Annotated in this window: 15 protein-coding genes and 1 pseudogene; 15 read left to right on the top strand and 1 reads right to left on the bottom strand. The window is 34.4% G+C overall.

From position 1 onward, the window contains the following. Positions 1-10 precede the first annotated feature (10 nt). The 9 genes from ACLKMH_RS14830 to ACLKMH_RS14790 all read left to right on the top strand — a co-directional run bounded on the left by ACLKMH_RS14830 (position 11) and on the right by ACLKMH_RS14790 (position 11,676). Complete coding sequence (locus ACLKMH_RS14830) at positions 11-1,354, top strand: putative bifunctional diguanylate cyclase/phosphodiesterase (protein WP_413698855.1); 1,344 nt, start codon at positions 11-13, stop codon at positions 1,352-1,354. Further along, a complete protein-coding gene (locus tag ACLKMH_RS14825) occupies positions 1,351-2,835 on the top strand; it encodes an autotransporter assembly complex protein TamA (protein WP_413702358.1) in 1,485 nt (494 codons plus the stop codon). The genes ACLKMH_RS14830 and ACLKMH_RS14825 overlap by 4 nt, the downstream gene beginning before the upstream one ends. Beyond that, complete coding sequence (locus ACLKMH_RS14820) at positions 2,781-3,083, top strand: BamA/TamA family outer membrane protein (protein ID WP_413698854.1); 303 nt, start codon at positions 2,781-2,783, stop codon at positions 3,081-3,083. Before ACLKMH_RS14825 ends, ACLKMH_RS14820 begins: the two co-directional genes overlap by 55 nt. A 30-nt stretch (positions 3,084-3,113) precedes the next feature. After that, on the top strand, positions 3,114-4,091 hold the full coding sequence (locus ACLKMH_RS14815) for a hypothetical protein (RefSeq protein ID WP_413698853.1): 978 nt from the start codon (positions 3,114-3,116) through the stop codon (positions 4,089-4,091). A 71-nt stretch (positions 4,092-4,162) separates the two neighbouring features. After that, positions 4,163-7,075, top strand: coding sequence for a translocation/assembly module TamB domain-containing protein (locus ACLKMH_RS14810; RefSeq protein WP_413698852.1), 2,913 nt, complete (start codon positions 4,163-4,165; stop codon positions 7,073-7,075). A gap of 261 nt (positions 7,076-7,336) precedes the next feature. Beyond that, a complete protein-coding gene (locus ACLKMH_RS14805) occupies positions 7,337-8,365 on the top strand; it encodes a YHYH protein (protein WP_413698851.1) in 1,029 nt (342 codons plus the stop codon). A 78-nt stretch (positions 8,366-8,443) separates the two neighbouring features. Continuing rightward, positions 8,444-8,788 carry a hypothetical protein gene (locus tag ACLKMH_RS14800; protein ID WP_413698850.1) on the top strand — a complete coding sequence of 115 codons (345 nt, stop codon included), beginning with the start codon at positions 8,444-8,446 and terminating at the stop codon, positions 8,786-8,788. A gap of 123 nt (positions 8,789-8,911) precedes the next feature. Beyond that, positions 8,912-10,771 (top strand): marine proteobacterial sortase target protein, encoded by a 1,860-nt coding sequence (locus tag ACLKMH_RS14795; protein WP_413698849.1) that lies wholly within the window; start codon positions 8,912-8,914, stop codon positions 10,769-10,771. A 275-nt stretch (positions 10,772-11,046) separates the two neighbouring features. Continuing rightward, positions 11,047-11,676, top strand: a complete 630-nt coding sequence (locus tag ACLKMH_RS14790) for a class GN sortase (protein WP_413698848.1) — start codon at positions 11,047-11,049, stop codon at positions 11,674-11,676. Positions 11,677-11,692: 16 nt separating this feature from the next. On the opposite strand, the pseudogene ACLKMH_RS14785 reads toward ACLKMH_RS14790, so the two are convergent. Next, positions 11,693-12,436, bottom strand: a pseudogene (locus ACLKMH_RS14785) (alpha/beta hydrolase family protein); the annotation flags it as partial. A 128-nt stretch (positions 12,437-12,564) separates the two neighbouring features. Here ACLKMH_RS14785 and ACLKMH_RS14780 point away from each other — a divergent pair. The 6 genes from ACLKMH_RS14780 (at position 12,565) to ACLKMH_RS14755 (ending at position 18,168) form a co-directional block, all read left to right on the top strand. Further along, a complete protein-coding gene (locus ACLKMH_RS14780) occupies positions 12,565-12,903 on the top strand; it encodes a hypothetical protein (protein WP_413698847.1) in 339 nt (112 codons plus the stop codon). A 27-nt stretch (positions 12,904-12,930) separates the two neighbouring features. Then, a complete protein-coding gene (locus ACLKMH_RS14775) occupies positions 12,931-13,275 on the top strand; it encodes a hypothetical protein (protein ID WP_413698846.1) in 345 nt (114 codons plus the stop codon). Positions 13,276-13,505: 230 nt separating this feature from the next. Further along, a complete protein-coding gene (locus ACLKMH_RS14770; RefSeq protein ID WP_413698845.1) occupies positions 13,506-13,838 on the top strand; it encodes a thioredoxin family protein in 333 nt (110 codons plus the stop codon). Positions 13,839-14,062: 224 nt separating this feature from the next. Continuing rightward, positions 14,063-14,254, top strand: coding sequence for a hypothetical protein (locus ACLKMH_RS14765; RefSeq protein WP_413698844.1), 192 nt, complete (start codon positions 14,063-14,065; stop codon positions 14,252-14,254). A 44-nt stretch (positions 14,255-14,298) separates the two neighbouring features. Beyond that, entirely contained in the window at positions 14,299-15,138 is an 840-nt protein-coding gene (locus ACLKMH_RS14760; protein WP_413698843.1) for a spermidine/putrescine ABC transporter substrate-binding protein, read from the top strand. Between the two features lie 27 nt (positions 15,139-15,165). After that, complete coding sequence (locus ACLKMH_RS14755) at positions 15,166-18,168, top strand: diguanylate cyclase (RefSeq protein ID WP_413698842.1); 3,003 nt, start codon at positions 15,166-15,168, stop codon at positions 18,166-18,168. Positions 18,169-18,725: the final 557 nt, after the last annotated feature.

Raw genomic sequence — 18,725 nt, 5'->3', positions numbered from 1 at the left:
AAGCACAGATGTGAGTAACTATAAAGAACAACAGGATAAACTAATTTATCAGGCACAGTTAGATGCTGTTACTCAATTACCGAATAGAAATCAGTTACTTGCACATATAGAAAAAGTATCGTCTCGGGCTAAATACCAAAACTTATACTGTGCTATTGTTTTCATTGAGTGTAATCAATATAAAAGTATTCATGATTTTGATGGAAATTATCGAGGTGATCCGCTTTTATATGATATTGCTAGAAGAATAGAAAAGATAAAAGCAGAACATGATTTTATTGCGCACCTCTCAGGCAGTGAGTTTGTTGCTGTTTTGCCTGATTTACATAAACAACAGGACAAAGCTACTGAGGTAGCATTAGAATTTACTCAAAAACTAGACAAATCCTTAAAAGAAGTTTTTGTTATTGAAGGCAAAGAAATTATTTTATCCTGTGCCTTTGGTATTGAACTATTTCCTATGGCGGACTGTAATGCGAATGATTTATTACGTCAGTCGCAAAAGGCGATTATTTTTTCCGATGAAAATCATTTTAGTAATATCTCCTTTTTTACAAAAGAGATTGAAGAAAAAATACAAAAGCGCAAACAATTACAAAAACAAATCCATCACGGTTTAGATAATGATGAATTTAGCCTTTATTTTCAACCACGTGTTGATATTGAAGGCAACCTAATAGGCGCGGAGGCATTGATCCGTTGGATGCATGGTTCACAGGGATGGGTTAATCCCTCTGAGTTTATTCCTGTTGCCGAAGATAGCAGTTTAATTTTACCTTTAGGTGATTGGATATTAAAGACAGCCTTTAAGCAACTTGCAGAATGGCAAACAATAGGTTTACCTGATACGTTTACTCGATTATCAATTAATGTTAGCCCTAATCAGCTGTTGCAAGTGGGTTTCACTGATTTAATCAAAGAATATTTAGAATCAACAAAAGTTGACGCTAATCGTATTGAAATTGAAATTACCGAGGAAGTATTAATAAACTATAAAGCCTTAGCAATTAATAAAATTAATCGCTTACGTGAACTTGGTTTTTGTTTTGCAATTGATGATTTTGGAACAGGTTACTCTTCCTTCTCATATTTAAGTGTATTACCTGTTTCTACGCTTAAAATCGATCAATCCTTTATTGCAGACCTAATGCAAAATGAGAATCAACAGGTAATAGTGACCATGATTATTAAAATGGCGCAGTCTTTAAAACTTGAAGTTGTCGCGGAAGGTGTCGAATCACAACAACAATTAACCTTCTTAATTGAAAAGGGCTGTACACAATTCCAAGGATATCTTGTTGGTTTGCCTATGGCAAAACAGGAATTTCAAACTCTTTTATTTAAAAAAACATAGATTTTAATAAAACCAATGATAAAAAATATAATACCATTAAGCTTTTTTGTTTCTTTTTTTATTCGGCCTATAGTGTTGCTGACATTAAATATATTATTGATGGAATAAGTGGTGAAAATAAATCAAATGTAGAAATCTATCTACAGGCGTTAGATATACCTAAACAAGCTGAAAATAATGATTATTTAGATGAAGTAAAAAAATCAGCAAAATCCGCTTTGTCTGTTTTTGGTTATTATCAGCCAGAAATCAACACCAGTGTTAGCGGAGAGGCTCCACAACAAAGTGTCACATTAGAAGTTGAGCTCGGCCCACAAACCTTGATCACTTCCTCTGACATTCAAGTTTTTGGTGAAGGTAAAGACACTGCTTTTTTTAATGATCTGTTAGATTCTTTCTCTTTATCTAAAGACATGGTATTGAAACATGTTAATTATGAGTCAGCTAAAAGTAGCTTAAAAAGCCTTGCTCGACGTTATGGATATTTCGATTCAAAATTTACAAAATCTAAAGTAGAAGTAACATCTCTTAATAACAGTGCAAGTGTAGTAATTTGGTTTGATACAGGACCTCGTTACCAATTTGGTGAACTAGTATTTACTGAAATTTTACCCGTTGATAAATATGTTGAAAGTTTAAAAAACTTTAATATTGGTGACCCCTATGATGCACGCAAATTAAGTGAATTCAATGCAGATTTAAGTCAAACAGGTTATTTTAAAAGCATCACTATTTTACCTGAGTTTGCTAATAAACAAGACCTTCAAATTCCATTACAAGTACTTGCAACCATGCGTCCTGAGGACTCCTTCACTTCAGGTTTGGGTTATTCTACCGATGAAGGTGTTCGTGGAAAGTTTGGTTGGACACGCCCTTGGGTAAATCAATACGGGCATTCAGTAGAAGGTAATTTAGTTGCTTCTATTCCTGAACAGGAAGCTTCAGTAGTTTATAAAATTCCACTTGAAGATCCATTATATAATTATATGTCATTACAATATGGCTATAAAATGTTAGACCAAAATGATACTGATACCACGCAATATATAATAGGCGCGAATAGATACTGGCGTTTAGAAAATGATTGGATCCGAAGTATCTTTATTCGTTATGACCATGAAAAAGGGCAACAAGGACAGCAGGATTTTCGTAATGCTTTGATCATACCTGGTATCAGCTATAGTCGTACACGATCTCGAGGAGGTATAAATACCACCTGGGGAGATAGACTTTTAGGTTCATTTGAAGTTGCAAATGAATGGTGGTTATCGAGTGATGATTTAATCAAGGTTTATGGCGAATCTAAAATACTTCGAACCTATAATGGCCACCAATTTGTTGCTTCTGCCGAATTGGGAGCGATTCAAACAGATTCGATTTACAGTGTCCCCTCATCGATGCGTTTTTTACAGGTGGAGACCAAAGTGTGCGTGGCTTTGATTATGAAAGCATCGCACCTGAAGATGACGATGGCTTTTTAATTGGAGCTAAATACTTAACCGTTGCTAGTCTTGAATATCGTTATCCAATTACAGATAAATGGAAATTTGCTGTGTTTACTGATGTTGGTACGGCAACGGATGATTTCTCTGAAGAATTATCAAGTAGTGCCGGAGGTGGCGTTGTTTGGGCTTCTCCAGTCGGACCTATCCGTTTTTATGTCGCTAAGCCAATAACTAATGAAATTAATTCCTTTGCCATTCATTTTATGATTGGACCTGAATTATGAGATTCGAACTAAAAAATGAAAAATAAATTAATGAAAATTGTAAAATTCACTTTTATCAGCTTAGTCTCATTATTGTTTATCTTATTGCTAACTGTCAGTCTTGTATTTTTCACACATACAGGAAGCCAGTCATTGCTTTCTCTTGCTAAGCAATTTGAAACACGTTTAAACATAGAATTAGTTGAAGGCTCATTATTTAACTCACCTCGTTATGAGCAAGTCGCTTGGCGAGATGGTGAAACAAGTATCGAAATTGAATCCCTTAGTTATCAGTTTGACTGGTTATGTTTATTTAATAACCTATGTTTAGACTCTTTAAATGTTGATGGTGCAGTGATCCAATTACCAGCTACTTCAGAGCAAGTTGAAGAAGAACCGGTTGTATCGGAAGGCCCCATTGAAATAGATCTGCCTATAGATATCCATATCGATGATATTAATTTATCGCGTATTAAATTTATAATGGGTGAAATGGAAGTTGATTTAAATGAATTTTCACTACAAGCCTTTGTCGCTGGAAATAACCTTTCTTTATCATCAAAGATCAATGGTTTATTAGTCACTTTGCCTGCTTCTGTCGAAGAAAGTAATAACGGTGTTTCTACTACTACTAATAATCAAAAGAAAAAAATGGACTTAAGCATAGCGTCAATTCCTTCACTGATAACACCGGAAATGTTACCTACCGTTAAATTGCCTCTAAATATTAACCTTGAGTCATTTGTACTTGAAAGATTTAAACTTGTACAAAATACAGATACTTTATTTGAGTTAAATGCCTTTCAAACATCGTTATCTTTTAAACAAACAAAATTAGCCATTAGTAAACTTGAATTAGATATTCCAGAAACTCAATTAAACCTCGATGGTGAAATTAACTTTATTGATGACTATCCTTTATCATTAAATATTGTAGGGCAAGTTAAAAATGTTAAACAACTTCAACCGCAGGACTTACTTTCTCAATTAAATTATAAACTCAGCTCAAAGGGAGTTTATCTGATTTAAACACAGACTTAATTTTATCTAATAAATTAGATATTAAATTAATTTCTCATTTAAATTTGTTTGCGGAAAATTTGCCACATTCCGTTAGCCTAGACTGGAAAAACTTAGCTTGGCCATTAACTGGAGAGGCACAATATACGAGTAAACAGGGTAGTTTTACAAGTAAAGGTGCTTTAAATGACCAAACAATCAAGTTACAAACTGAATATGAAATTGAGACATTACCCTCAGGTACAGTGTCTTTAAGTACACAGGGCGATTTGCAACACCTAAATGTTGAAAGCCTTAAAGTAAATACCCTTGATGGTGAAATTGACTTTTCTGGACTATTAACTTGGAAAGATAAAATCGACTGGTTAGGGCAATTAAAAATAACAGACATTGATTTAAAAACCTTAGAAACTGCCTATGATGGACACTTTTCTGGCTTAATAAATCAGCAAGTAGAGGTGGTTCTTTATGAAAATAGTAAGCCAGATTGGCAGTTTGATTTCCCGACTTTACAAGTCAACGGAGAATTACTTGCTCGTCCTCTAACTCTTTCAGGACGTGTTTCCGGTAATAATCAACAGGGTATTAATTTTGATAATTTAAATCTTAACAATGCTGATAATTCATTTGTTATTAATGGATTATTTGCCGAGCAGAATAATCTTGATATTGATTTAAACATTACCGATTTAAGTCATGCTGTCTTACAAGTCGCTGGACAAATAAAGGGTAAAATCAATATTAAAGGACCTATGGATGAATTAGATATTAGCAGTGAGTTGAGTGCACAAGAACTATCTTATGAATCTTATCAAGTTGAAAAACTAGCACTACAAAGTACCGCTTTAATTACTGATAAGCCAAGTCTGTCATTAAACTTAGATGCTACAAATATCAAGGTTAATGATCAACTGATTGATGATATTGACGTTCAAGTTACAAATGCTAAAACCGCGACAGATAATATAAAACATACTATCGATTTGTTGTTAAACAGTGAATTAGTTTCAACAGACTTAACGTTAGATGTCACTCAAACTGACAAGGAATTATTAACCGAATTTAATCAGGCAGTATTTTATTTACCTGAACAGGATCTGTCTTTGTTAAAACCATTTTCTGTTACTCAGAATGGCAATAATATCAACTTAACAGCGCATTGTTGGCAAGTTCAAGCTAGCCCAGATGGCAAAAGTGCAAAACAGAACGCCGGAGACTTTTGTATACACAAATTTAATGTTGGTGAAACTGGAGACATTGTCTTTGATATCGATAAATACTTGTTAACTAATGTAAACCCATTCTTACCTGAACAATTAAGGTTGGCCGGCGCTCTTTCTGCAAGCGCAAAAATAGGCTGGGAAAAACAACAGAAACCAAACTTTACTGCGAACATTGCTTCTGAAGATTTACTTTTAATCATAAAAAGTGATTTGGAGACGAAGACAGTTAATGAATATCCTTTGCAAGCTTTTAACTTAAATGTAGCGGGAGAGGATAAAAATATAACCCTCGACGCTGATATATTTTCTGAAAGATTAGTTAATATTAAAGTAGATGCTGATGTTACGCCTTATGAGAACAGCCCTCAAATTGACTCAACAATTGATATCAATTTTCCAGATTTTGAATTGTTTTTGCCTCTTATCCCACAATTGGAAATGTTAAAAGGTCAGTTAAATAGTCAGTTAAAAGTGGCAGGCAATCTAAAAAAACCATTAGTTAATGGTGAAGTTAAAATTGAAAATGCTCTTATTAGTGCACCTAGTTTGCCGATGAAGATTTATGAGTTACAAAGTGTTGTTAATATTGATGATACCAAAGCAAGTTTGGATGGTTCCTTTAATACAAGCAGTACCAATAACACAGTTGGTGAGAAAGTTGCAAATATTCCATTGTTAACGAATACGCTTAATATCTTAGACAAATCAGTAAAGAAAATAGGTTCTCAAATTATCCCTCAAAATGAGCCAAAGGCATCAGCTTTAAATGATGCAATACCCGGACTTGCATTAATAAAAGGGGAGTTTGATTGGTCGGATAAACCAACTGGCAATGTTGTCCTATCTGGTCATAAACTTGAAGTTTATGACTATGGTAAAATCGATCTATTTCTAAGTCCTGATATTTCCGTAACAATGAATGAAAATATAATTGTTAAGGGTAATTTAGATATTGATAGAGGTAAATTAGTCATTAAAGAAGTCCCTGCAGGGGCAGTATCTGAGTCCAAAGACATTATTATTGTTGATGTAGAAAAAGAAAAAGTAGTGCCTAGTCTGCCGATGGTTATTGACCTTAATCTAGACATGGGAGATGAATTCCAATTAGTCGCCTTAGGTTTAGACACCTTTATTAATGGTAATTTGATCGTTAAGCAGGAATTAAAAAAGGATTTAACTATTAATGGTGAATTAAGTTTTGTAGATGGTAGTTATCGCTCTTTAGGACAACAATTAGTTTTACAGGATAGCCGTGTTGTTTTTCAAGGTGCACCTGATTCTCCCTACTTATCAATCGAAGCAATTAGAGACCCTGATAACGTAGAAGATGATGTGACTGCTGGTGTTCGTGTAACAGGTACGCCGGATGAATTAGAATTAGTTATTTTTTCCGATCCTGCTATGGCACAACAACAAGCTTTGTCCTATTTAACACGAGGTAAAGCGCTTGATAGTTCTTCTGAAAGTAGCTCTATGGCGAATATGCTAATTGACATTGTCGCTGGGCAATCTGACGGATTAATGAGTAGTATTGGTGAAGGCATCGGAATTAAAGATTTATCCTTATCTTCAAGTGGTAGCGGCGATGAGCAATCAGTTGGCGTTAGAGGTGAAGTTGCCCCAGGTATTGAGCTCAGTTATGGCGTCGGTGTCTTTGATAGCTTCTCAATTTTTGCTATACGCTATAAATTATTTGAGAAATTTTATATTGAAGCATCAAGTGGTATCGATCAGGCAGTAGATGCTTATTATGAATGGGATTGGGATTAGGTTTTAAATGAGATGTAGCTCCTACTTTTATCTCAACTATTACATTTCATTTAACCTATGCTTAAGTAACCTCAGTTCTGGATAATGGAAGCGAATTATCGAAGCAATAACGGGTTATTGGGAGGTGATTTAACGCAGAAATACGCGTAAATAACGGTACTGTATTGTTTTGCTTATCCAGATACTTGTTAACCACTAGTTAACTTCTATTGCTTTATACTGCATATCAATAAATTTATGTATTAATTTAGGATACTAAAAATGCGATTACCCTCAAAAACATTATCGATCAGCTTTATTTCCGTTAGTGCACTTTCTTTCTCAGGATATGCACTTTCTTCTAACCAAAGTAATTTCCCCGCCAAAGAATCATTAAAGGCTCAACCAGGTATTGATATTTCAATGTTTATTGATGGCGCCTTTAGCGAAACACCTAAAATTGTAGATTGTGTTACCACAGCTGGCACAGAAACAACCTGTTACGAATTAAAAACCTCTGGTGCACCGGCAGGTAGAATGCCTGGAGCCTTTTGTCCAAGAAATATAAGTGATGGCGCAGAGCAAGGTGGCGCTTGGTTTAGTAAAGATGGTAGTGGTGATTTAGTTGATATAACAGGACAGTTTATTTTAAAACTGGATGAATATTATGATGATGAAAAGTGGCAAGTTTACGATATAAAAACCAATAAAGTTCGTTATACAGCAACAAAGGAAGCTTGTTTAGGTGCGGCAAAACCCAATGTTGAAGCCGAATATCAACAAAACTGTATTGAATGTGAACTGTCATACCTTGATGACGATTTTTCATTAACCTATTTAATACCAACAACCCCGATTCCTGCCGCAGAAACAGGTCGAGTACGTACTGTAGGCATCGCACTTGATGGTGCAGAGTTATCTGGACCGGCGCCAATAGATGCAATTTTAGGTAGTTATACGATTGTCGCCTTTGATGATTGTGGCGGTCATATTAATGTACATCAAGGTTATCATTACCATGCTTCTACGGGATGTACTGACAAAACCTTTGAAAGTACAGATGGCCATGCTGAATTAATTGGTTACGCTACTGACGGTTATGCAATTTATGCCATGAAAGATGCACAAGGAAAGGAAGAATCCTTAGATGAGTGTCGTGGTACAACTGATGATATTCGTGGCTATCACTACCATGTTGCTAGTGCTAGTGAAAATATGTTTATAGGTTGTATGCATGGTGAAACTATAAGAAGCAATCAAGGCGCTGGCGGACCACCTCCAGGTGGTGATCATCCACCAAAGCCTGAATAATTGTTTGTTATCATTTGGTTATATCAATGACCAAGTGTTGCCTTAATTTATTTTTTAATCAAAGGAAGTTAGATACTAATGCCATTTTTTATTTCAAACAGAGCCGTATCTTCACCATTTTCTGAAAATACTTTAAAGCGAGTTTTTACAGGTATTTTTCTGCTTACTTTTATTATTTTCTATCATAATGCGCAGGCTCATTCTGGGCATCTTAATGAAAAATCTATCGCTGTTTGTGTTGATAAAGAACGTTCTAATAATTGCCAATATGAAGGAGCTCACAATGATTTATATATCGGTAGCTGTCAATATATGGTCGAAACTTTAATCTGTGTCCGTAATCAACCGATACAAAAAATATCTGTTAATCAAAGCCTGAGTCCAGCTGAATTGCTCGAAGAAGGGCACAGTCACAAAGATTAAAACAATATTTATGATGGTGAAATAGCCACTATTTCGCCATTATTGCTCATCACATCACCACATTTCCTCCCCTTGTTTGCCATTACTATTTGTTTTAATAAGCTCTTCATAAAAGGAGGGTGTATGCTTAAAATGTTAAAAAATATTAGTTATTGCGTAGCATTATTATGTAGTTTAAATAGTGTAGCTTTAGAAAAAAATCAGCCTTTAGTAGGTTTAGTTTTTAATGACCATCAGGGAAAAAGGGTGGTCGCCCCTTTATTAAATAGCGATATTAACATGCAAATTAATGGGCTCATTAATCGTGTCACCGTTAAACAGGTATTTAAAAATAAAACAGATGAATGGATTAATGCCAAATATATTTTTCCCTTACCTGATAAATCAGCGGTTGATCATCTTCGTTTGAAGATTGGTGAGCGTATAATTGAAGGTGAAATTAAACCAAAACAACAAGCAGAAAAAATTTACCAAGATGCCAAACAAGCAGGTAAAAAGGCAAGCTTACTAACACAAAAACGTAGTAATATTTTTACCACTGACGTTGCTAATATTGCTCCCCATGAAACGGTAATTGTTGAAATAGAATATCAAGATTCAATTTTATACCGTGACGGACAGTTCAGTTTACATTATCCAATGACCATCACACCTAGGTATTCGCCAGCTACAAATAGTATTGAGCAAAAGGATTTTAGTTCATATGCAAAAAAGGTAAATCAAACTCAGGACAAAGCAAACACTGAAGAATTAGAAACTTCATTAAACAATCGGCTTGTATCTGAAGAAAATAAACAACTTGCTACAATGACTACAAACTCGGTCGGATCAGTAAATAATGCCAAATTATTAATGAACATCACTGCAAACATTTCCTCTCAAGTAGCATTAAATAAAATAGCCAGCCCTTATCATAAAATCCATCATCAACGGATAAGCCAAAATCATTATCAAGTGTCTTTAACTGAGGCTGTGATAGCAGATCATGATTTTGTTTTAAGCTGGAAAACGAATAACAACGACCAAAATAAAGCGTCGTTTTATCACCAACAAACAACTAATCATCACTATGGGCAATTAATGTTTTTACCTGCCCAAAATAACCATGAACAAGACATAAAACATAAAGTATTTAATAAAGATATTTTGTTTGTTATTGATACCTCTGGATCAATGTCTGGTAGTTCAATAATTCAGGCTAAACAAGCATTGCAATATGGTATTCAACAACTCAATGACAATGACAGGTTTAATATTATTGATTTTAATAATAAAGCGAAACTTTTCTCAACAGCGTTTATGACAGCAAATCCTCTTAACAAAAGGATTGCCAATGGCTACATAGCTCATTTGAAGGCGTCAGGCGAAACGAATATGCAGGACGCATTAACATTAGCCTTAACTACTCGACCACAGAGTGAAGAAAAATTACAACAAATTATTTTTATCACAGATGCAAGTATCAGTAATGAAGACCAATTACTTGAAAAGATACAAAATGAATTAAGTCAACAGCGCTTATTTATGGTTGGTATAGGTTCCGCACCTAATCGCTATTTTATGACTAGAAGTGCCTCATTTGGAAAAGGAACTTACACTTATATTGGCAAAATAGATGAAGTAAATGAAAAGGTATCTTCCTTATTTCATAAAATTTCTTCTCCTGTATTACAGGACATTTCAATCACCTGGCAGGATGGTAGTAAGCTTGATTACTGGCCAAAAAACCTAACCGATTTATATCAAAATGAACCTTTACAATTGGTTATGAAAATCCCAGAAAACCAACAGGGCCAAAGTATCGTTATTAATGCAACTGAATTAGAAATGGGTAAAAAGACAAGCTGGTCAAAAACGGTAAATATTGATTCTAACACCAATGCTCAGGGTATCTCACAATTATGGGCTCGTGAAAAAATAGATGATATTTCTCTTAATAAGCGTTATTCAACAGAGCAAAAAAATCACTTATTACTGAGTTAGGTATAGAGCATCATTTAGTAACTAAGTACACCAGTTTAATTGCAGTTGATAAGTCACCTGTTCGTCCTATTCATCAAAAAAGTAAAGAGACACAAGTAAAAAACAACTTACCTAAAGGCGACCAACAAATTTTGCCACAAACTGGTTTTGCTAGCGATAGCTTGATTAAACTTGGTTTAACAATGCAATTATTAGCGCTCTTTTTATGGTTTTTTAAAATGAAGTTAGGATTAAATTTGAGAAGCCTGACCCATCTAAAAAAAGGAATAGCTAATATGAAAACAATAGACAAGGTTATTCCATTATTTAATAAACTGTTGAAAAAATGGTTAGGGCTTTCTTTCTTCCTTAAATTTTTACTCGTTTATTCTGTTATAGCATTATCTGTTTTTGGAAAGGGGGCTTATATCAAAGTTAAAGCTCAGGTTGCTCAGGTTCTATTAGAAGTTGCATGGCAGAAGCAACAGCAAGATTTTTTACCACATAAGGCATGGTCATGGGCGGATGGCTACCCCTTAGCTAAATTAACCATTAATCAGCATAAACCTCTGATTATATTAACCGGAGCAACGGGAAGTAATCTTGCTTTTGCTCCAAGTTGGTTAGCAAGTTCTTCTCTGTTTACAGAAGGGGGAAATAGCGTTATTTTTGCACATAATGATACTCATTTTAAGGTTCTTAAAAACATTGATATTGGTGATAAAGTTTCCATTAATACGGCAGATCAGCAACATTATCAGTATCAGGTCAGTGAAACTAAAATCATCAATGAAACTAATTTATCGGTATTAGCGCAAACAGGAGAAGAAATTGTAACGCTAATTACTTGTTACCCCTTTGATAGCTCTATTGTTAATAGTGATTTACGTTTTGTGGTGATAGCAAAACGTATTATCACTGCTTAAAAAATTAAGATTAAGAAATATAACGACTTGCCCAGCCAGAAATTGTTTGCGCAACATACTCACTATCGGCGGATTTAGATAAAAGATGGTCTGCATTATCAAGACTAACAAAACTTTTGGGGTGTTTAGCTGTTTTATAAATCTTCTCTGCATCACTAATATCAACCACAAGATCAACGGGAGAGTGAAATACTAATAAAGCTTTATCTAAGTGTTTTATATGTTCAGTTGTGTGACTACGTAAATCATCTATAAATTGTTTTTTAATGGTAAATTCCCGGGCCCCTAAATTGACTTTTGCTAGTCCATTTTTTTCAATAGTGTCAATATGCTCACCAAAATTGTGAATAACATGACTTGCTTCATAAGGAGCGACTATAGTCACCAGTGCCTTCACTTTAGGCAATTGATCAGCAATGGCCAAAATAGTCGCGCCTCCAAGGCTATGTCCAATTAATAATTGAGGGGCTTGATAATGTTGCTCTAAAAATTTGCGTACCGCTAATAAATCTTCAGTATTCGATGAAAAGTTAGTATTGGAAAAATCGCCATCACTATTTCCTAATCCAGTAAAATCAAAACGGAAAACAGCGAATCCATGTTCTACTAAATAACGACTGATGCGAGAAGTCGCTGCAATATCTTTACCGCAGGTAAAGCAGTGAGCAAACAATACATAAGCACGGATTGGTTGTTCAGGTGTTTCTAACAGAGCGGCTAACTTTTGCCCTTGGCTAGAAAATTCTAATTTTGTCTTCATGGATCTGTTACCCTTTATGTTAATCATTCTAATGTTAATAATGTAAATATTCTAAATTAGTATGTCTATTTGATATTACCTAATAGAACGATAGGTAAAAGGGCGTTTAATTATTATAAGGATTTCCAATGGTGTCATTATCAGGTGAAAACTGGTCAGGTAGTATAGTGTTTGCTAAGGTGAACAAGGCAAGAGGAAAAATTGATGGTTATTCTTGGTTTCTTCAAGCTAATGGACAGTCATTAATCATTGAAATTGCTGAAGAGCAACATATTCAACCAGATGAATTACCGCTCGTAGGTTTTGGTTGTAGTGGCTGGTTATATGAATCTGATAAAACACTTTTTTCTGAAAATGAAGATGATTTCATCATTGAAATACGACAGCAACTGTTTACGGTATTTACATTATTTAAGCAAAATAAACTTAATTATTTACCTGCAGTTTCTTGTCCCTGCAGTGAGTAGATTAAATCAAATTTAATAGGTGAATTAATGAAAAAACTTATCACAATATTAATATTAACAAGCAGTTCGGTCGCATTTTCCGTTGAAGGTTCTCGCGATATTTATCTTGATAAAAAGATGGATATTATTGTTCACGGATTAATGTGCGGAGAAGATTTAAATAACTTAAACCGTTTAAAACCGTCTGTTGTATTTACTAACACAGCAGAGATTGAAGAAGGCACATATTATTATAAATCGGCCTATGGAGAATTCTCTTATACATTTACTCCATCAGAAAACGACGCTGTAATGGTTAGAGCTTTCCAAAAGAAAGATAACAATACGCAAGCAACAAACACTAAAAGAGTTATGTATTGTCAAAGATGTTGATGGATTACCTGAGCCATTAAGAAAATATTTAAAGAAAACAACAGTAAAAGCAACGGATGATAATCGCCAACAAATAATGAAAAATTATGAACTAGTAGCAGGTAAACCAGCTTATGGTGAAGGCCAATATTAACAATATTTTGGTTTTTAATAGAGTGATTCAACAAGAATCAAATATAACGCTCAAGAAATGTAAATCAATTTTGTAATTTGCAATAGGAAAAATTGTTATGGAAGAAAGCAACAGAGAGTTTGATCCTGACTACTCAGAAAACTTACTGACACTCGAACAATTGCAAGAAATTAAGGGCAACTACCTTTTGGAATTTGGTGCTCCTTGGTGTGGACATTGCCAATCTGCATTTTCAGCGACTGAAGAATTGTTAAATGAAACCCCAGATCTGAAACATATCAAAATATATGATGGTAAAGGTAAAAAGCTTGGACGTATTTTTGGCGTTAAACTTTGGCCTACATTTATATTTATGAAAAACAACAATGAAGTTGCAAGAGTTGTTCGACCAACAAATATTCAACAATTACGTGAAATAATTAAAGTCTAAATAATTTTTTATAAGCTCTATGCATACAATTTTAAGTATAAGATTCAAATGATAAGTGCATAAAAAAATAACGCATTCTATTCTCCAATAAAAAAAGTTTCTAATAAATTTATCAGTTACCTCTATACCTTATTGTCTTTAAAGAAAAATTATCTACTCCAGTTGGATAATAATTTATTTCTCTACTATCTTAATGTAACTATAGGGAAAAAGAAGAGACTTCTATGAGCCAACTACTTAAAAAATCATATTCAATTTTAAATGTCGCTATTATTTCACTGTTATGTTCTGTGATGATTTTATTCACTACTGCTATTAATGCGGCAGAAAAACGCGAGTTAGTTTTTTATAACTGGACCGCTTATGTAAGTAAAGATGTTATAGAGAATTTTGAAAAAAATGCCAATGCAAAATAAGAGAAGAGTACTTTCAGTCATCCGATAATCGCGATGAAAATGTCATGAATAATCCTAAAAGATATGATGTGGTCATGATAAATGGTAACGATGTTGTACCTTATGCAAAGCGCGATTGGATAATGCCAATTGGGGAAAACAATGTACCTAATCTTAAGCAAATGGATAAACGCTGGGTAAATGCATGGGAAGGAACAGCTGAATACGCGGTCCCATATTTATGGGGTACCTTTGGAATAGTATATCGCTCTGATTTAATAAAAGATAAAATCACAAGTTGGATGCAATTTTATCAACCCCAAGAGGCTTGGCGTGGAAAAATGATGGTAGTTGATATCCATCGCCTTGGACTTGGTTTGGCTCTAAAAGGATTGGGACATTCGATAAATACAGATGATCCTAACGCCGTAAATGAAGCGATTGCCTTACTTAATAAACAAAGACCTTATGTGCAGACCTATGGCTATTTTAAAACTAATGCTGAATCGGGCATTGTTTCCGGTGAAACCTGGATTGGTCAAGCATGGAATGGCGATGCTTTACTGTTGCAGAAAAGAAACCCGGCAATTCACTATGTTCTTCCAAAGGAAGGAGGGGAGATATGGATGGATTATATGGTGGTTTCTAAACATACAAAATACCCTGAACTTGCCTATGAGTTTATTAATTATCTTTCAGAAGCTTCGAATAGTGCCAAAGCAAGACTTGCGCTTGAATTTGCAACACCAAATATTGAAGCACGTAAATTGCTTCCAAAAGCAATGTTAGATAATAAAATTATTTATCCAAGTGAAAAAGATCTACAAAATAGTGAAATGGTAAAAAACATTTCGCCTCGAATTCAAAGAAAAATGGTTGAAGCATGGTCGTTATTGAAACGTTAAGTTTTATTACTATTTAGGAATATATTGATGAAACTTAAGGTAAAACTACCTTTAATTTTAGTTCCCTTACTTATCGCACCGATTTTATTGATCAGTGCGCTTTCCTTTGAAAGTATGCGTAATAACTCTAAAGAAAGTTTATTGGCTCAGATGAATTCTCTCATTAATCAAATCAAGGATAATGAACAAGCGATTGAACAAACCTTAAAAGCTAATTCAATGCTTTTTTCTGGTACCAGTTTATTAAAAAACTACCTATTCACGGCGGAAGAAGATCGTTACCGATTTGCTTTATTACCCTTATTGAACCTCTTTGCTAATTATCATAATGCTTACCCTGATTATGAAGAAATTTGTGTCGTTTTACCTGATGGTTATGAAGATAGTTGCTTTATTTCAGAGGTTGGTAAGAATCGCATTGAAAACAGTGCGTCTAGCGACTGGTTTAACCAAATAAGCCAAAATAAAATGACTTCAATGACTTCCTTTGAATGGGATGAGAGTTCCAAAGAGCCAATAATGTTGGTTGCACAGCGACTGATGTTTGTTGATCCAACAAAGGAGGATTCGACTGTTATGCCTCCTTCACATCGTGGTTACTTATTAATTTCAACTTCTCTTAAACGCTTACAAAGACAAATTCAAAATACGACTATTGGTAAAATGGGAGGCGTTTTAATTATCGACAAACAGGGAAAACCACTTTACGCACAGTCGCAAAAAATCCATTTTAATGATAACAAACAATTACCAAAGGTCGCACGCTTAGCAATTGAAACACAATCTACACAAACCATTGAAGTAGATAATAATAAATTAATGTTAAGGGCAACCCAATTACCAGGAGGTCTGACACTTGTTGGTTATTTACCTGAGGTAGAATTAATTGAAGCGGGGACTTCACTTAGGCATACGATTTTAATTGTAGGTATTATCCTTGTTTTACTTTTTAGTGGATTATTAATGCTATTTCTGCAGTTTTTAATTGTAAAACCGCTTAATAAATTAGGTGAAGGTGCAGAAGCAATTGGTAGTGGAAAATTTGATACCAGAATGACTTTCAAGCAACGAGATGAAGTTGCTCTTTTAGCCTCACAATTTAATCACATGGCAAATGGACTAATGGAAAGTCGCAGATTAAAAGATGAAGCACAGGCTGAATCATTAAAACTCAAAGAAACAGCGATTGCCTCCTTAAAAGCGGCTGACAAACTAAAAGATGAGTTTTTAGCAAATACCTCCCATGAGTTACGCACGCCATTGCACGGTATTATCGGCCTTGCTGAATCTTTACAAAAAGGAGTTGCCGGACCGATAAGTAATTCAATGCGGGATAACCTAGCTTTAATCACTGCCAGTGGCCAACGTCTTTCAAACCTTGTAAATGACATTCTTGATTTTTCTAAACTCAAACATCAATCGCTAAAACTTGCACTACACCCTATCGATTTACACGGAGCCAGTGACCTTGTGCTTTCAATGATTAGAGTGATTGCGGAGCCTAAAGGGTTAAGGATTGAAAACCGAGTTGCAGTAGATTTTCCCGCCGCTATGGCAGATGAAAGCAGGTTATATCAGATACTCTATAACTTAGTAGGAAATGCAGTAAAATTTACCACGAAAGGGCATGTAGCAGTGAGTGCCTTTATCGATAATAACGACATGATTTGTATTCAAGTTGAAGACTCTGGCATTGGAATACCCGAAACAGAGATAGATACCATCTTTCGATCTTTTGAACAGTTAGACTCAGGACTTGAAAGAGGCGGAACTGGCACCGGGTTGGGTCTTGCAATTACTAAAAAATTAATTGAAAGCCATGGTGGAAGTATTGAGGTTTCAGCTAGGCAAGGAGGAGGAACTATTTTTTCCTTTACACTGCCGAAGGCATCAATCAATCAGCGTGATGAGGATATCTCAAATGCAATGCCTAATTCTATTAATGATCAAACATCCGATTTAATTGATAACCAAGCCAATTTAGAAGATGGTGCTACGGATTTAGTATTGCTAGAAAATGTAGACAAACATTTATCATATGACGAAAAACCACATATCTTAGTGGTAGATGATGAGTTGGTTAATCTACGTGTCATTGAAAACTATCTATCAATCAATGGATACTGTGTTTCTACGGCATCTTCAAGTTTTGAAGGACTTGAAAAAATTGCCACAAAAGGACAACATTTTGACCTCATTTTACTTGATGTGATGATGCCAAATGAATCTGGTTTTACTATGTGTGAGAAATTACGCAAAAACTATTCCACAGAAAATTTACCTGTTATTTTCTTAACCGCTTTAACACGTGAGGGAGATTTAAAACGTGGCTTTGAAGTTGGAGGCAATGATTATATTCCTAAGCCATTTGGTTATGCTGAGTTATTAGCAAGAATCCATTTACATTTATCGCTAAGCCAGCAAAGCCGTCATTTGCGAGATATGAATCTCGAATTAGAAAAACGAGTTAAGCAACGTACCGAGGCACTTGAAAGAGCTTACGATGATATGGAATTACTGGCAAACCTAGATGGATTAACCGGTGTAAATAATCGTCGTTCACTTGATTCTTATATTGGGAAAGCCTTTCAAAAAACCAAAAATAATAATGCTTTCTTTAGTTGCGCTATGATTGATATTGATTATTTCAAAGCGTTTAATGATCATTATGGGCATCAAGAAGGAGATGTTTGTCTGGCAACCGTTGCTCAAAACTTACGCCTAGTTGCTGAAAAACATTGCGGGTTTTTAGCCCGCTATGGTGGAGAAGAATTCTGTTTATGTTTTGATTTACCATTAACGGAAACTTTTACAATAATTCAAAAAGCATGCTCTGATATTGAAAGTTTGGGCATCGTTCATCTTGGTTCAGATAAAGGAACTGTAACCATAAGTGCTGGAGTAGCGTCAGTATCAGAAACGATACACTCAGCGACTGTTTTAATAGCAGAAGCAGATAAAGCACTTTACAAAGCTAAAGGTGCTGGTAGAAATTGTGTCAAAGTGAATAACGAGCTCGTATCAATTTAATCACTTTGTAGCTGGCTAGCATTTAGATAAATTTAAATATTTATAAGTTTCTTAGCTTGTAAGAAATTGAGCTTTTAAAATTAACAATTTAAATTCATTGTTAATTTAATTTCATATTCAAAAAGGAATTATTAATTGTTTTCAATAATCTCAATATTAGTGAATACCTCATATTGAATAATTTTTACTAAGAATATACCCTCAATATAAAATACACATAACTGCGCATAATGTATATTATGTTAAATACAGTTTTAATATATGTTTATAGGAACTCCACTTGTGAAAATGGAATTATAGATCCAGATCTGATCTCGTCTAATAATTCCATGTATTTACCATAATCCTATTTAACATAAAATGTATAACATACTGTTATCCTTAATGTTTTTTGCACTTTTCAGTTTTTCGAATTCACTTTATTGTTAATGTGCCAAAACCCATTTTGAATTATAAGACCAGATCTTTTATTTGAGTTTTTCTATTTTTATAAGCAAAATAAATCAATAAACTTTCTATTATCAACCTGTTAAATTCATTCATTCGTATAGTTAATT

This window comes from Psychromonas sp. KJ10-10, assembly GCF_047323245.1.
Classification (GTDB): domain Bacteria; phylum Pseudomonadota; class Gammaproteobacteria; order Enterobacterales; family Psychromonadaceae; genus Psychromonas.
Note: the sequence above shows the minus strand (reverse complement) of the source record. Positions and strands in the feature narration are given on the sequence as shown.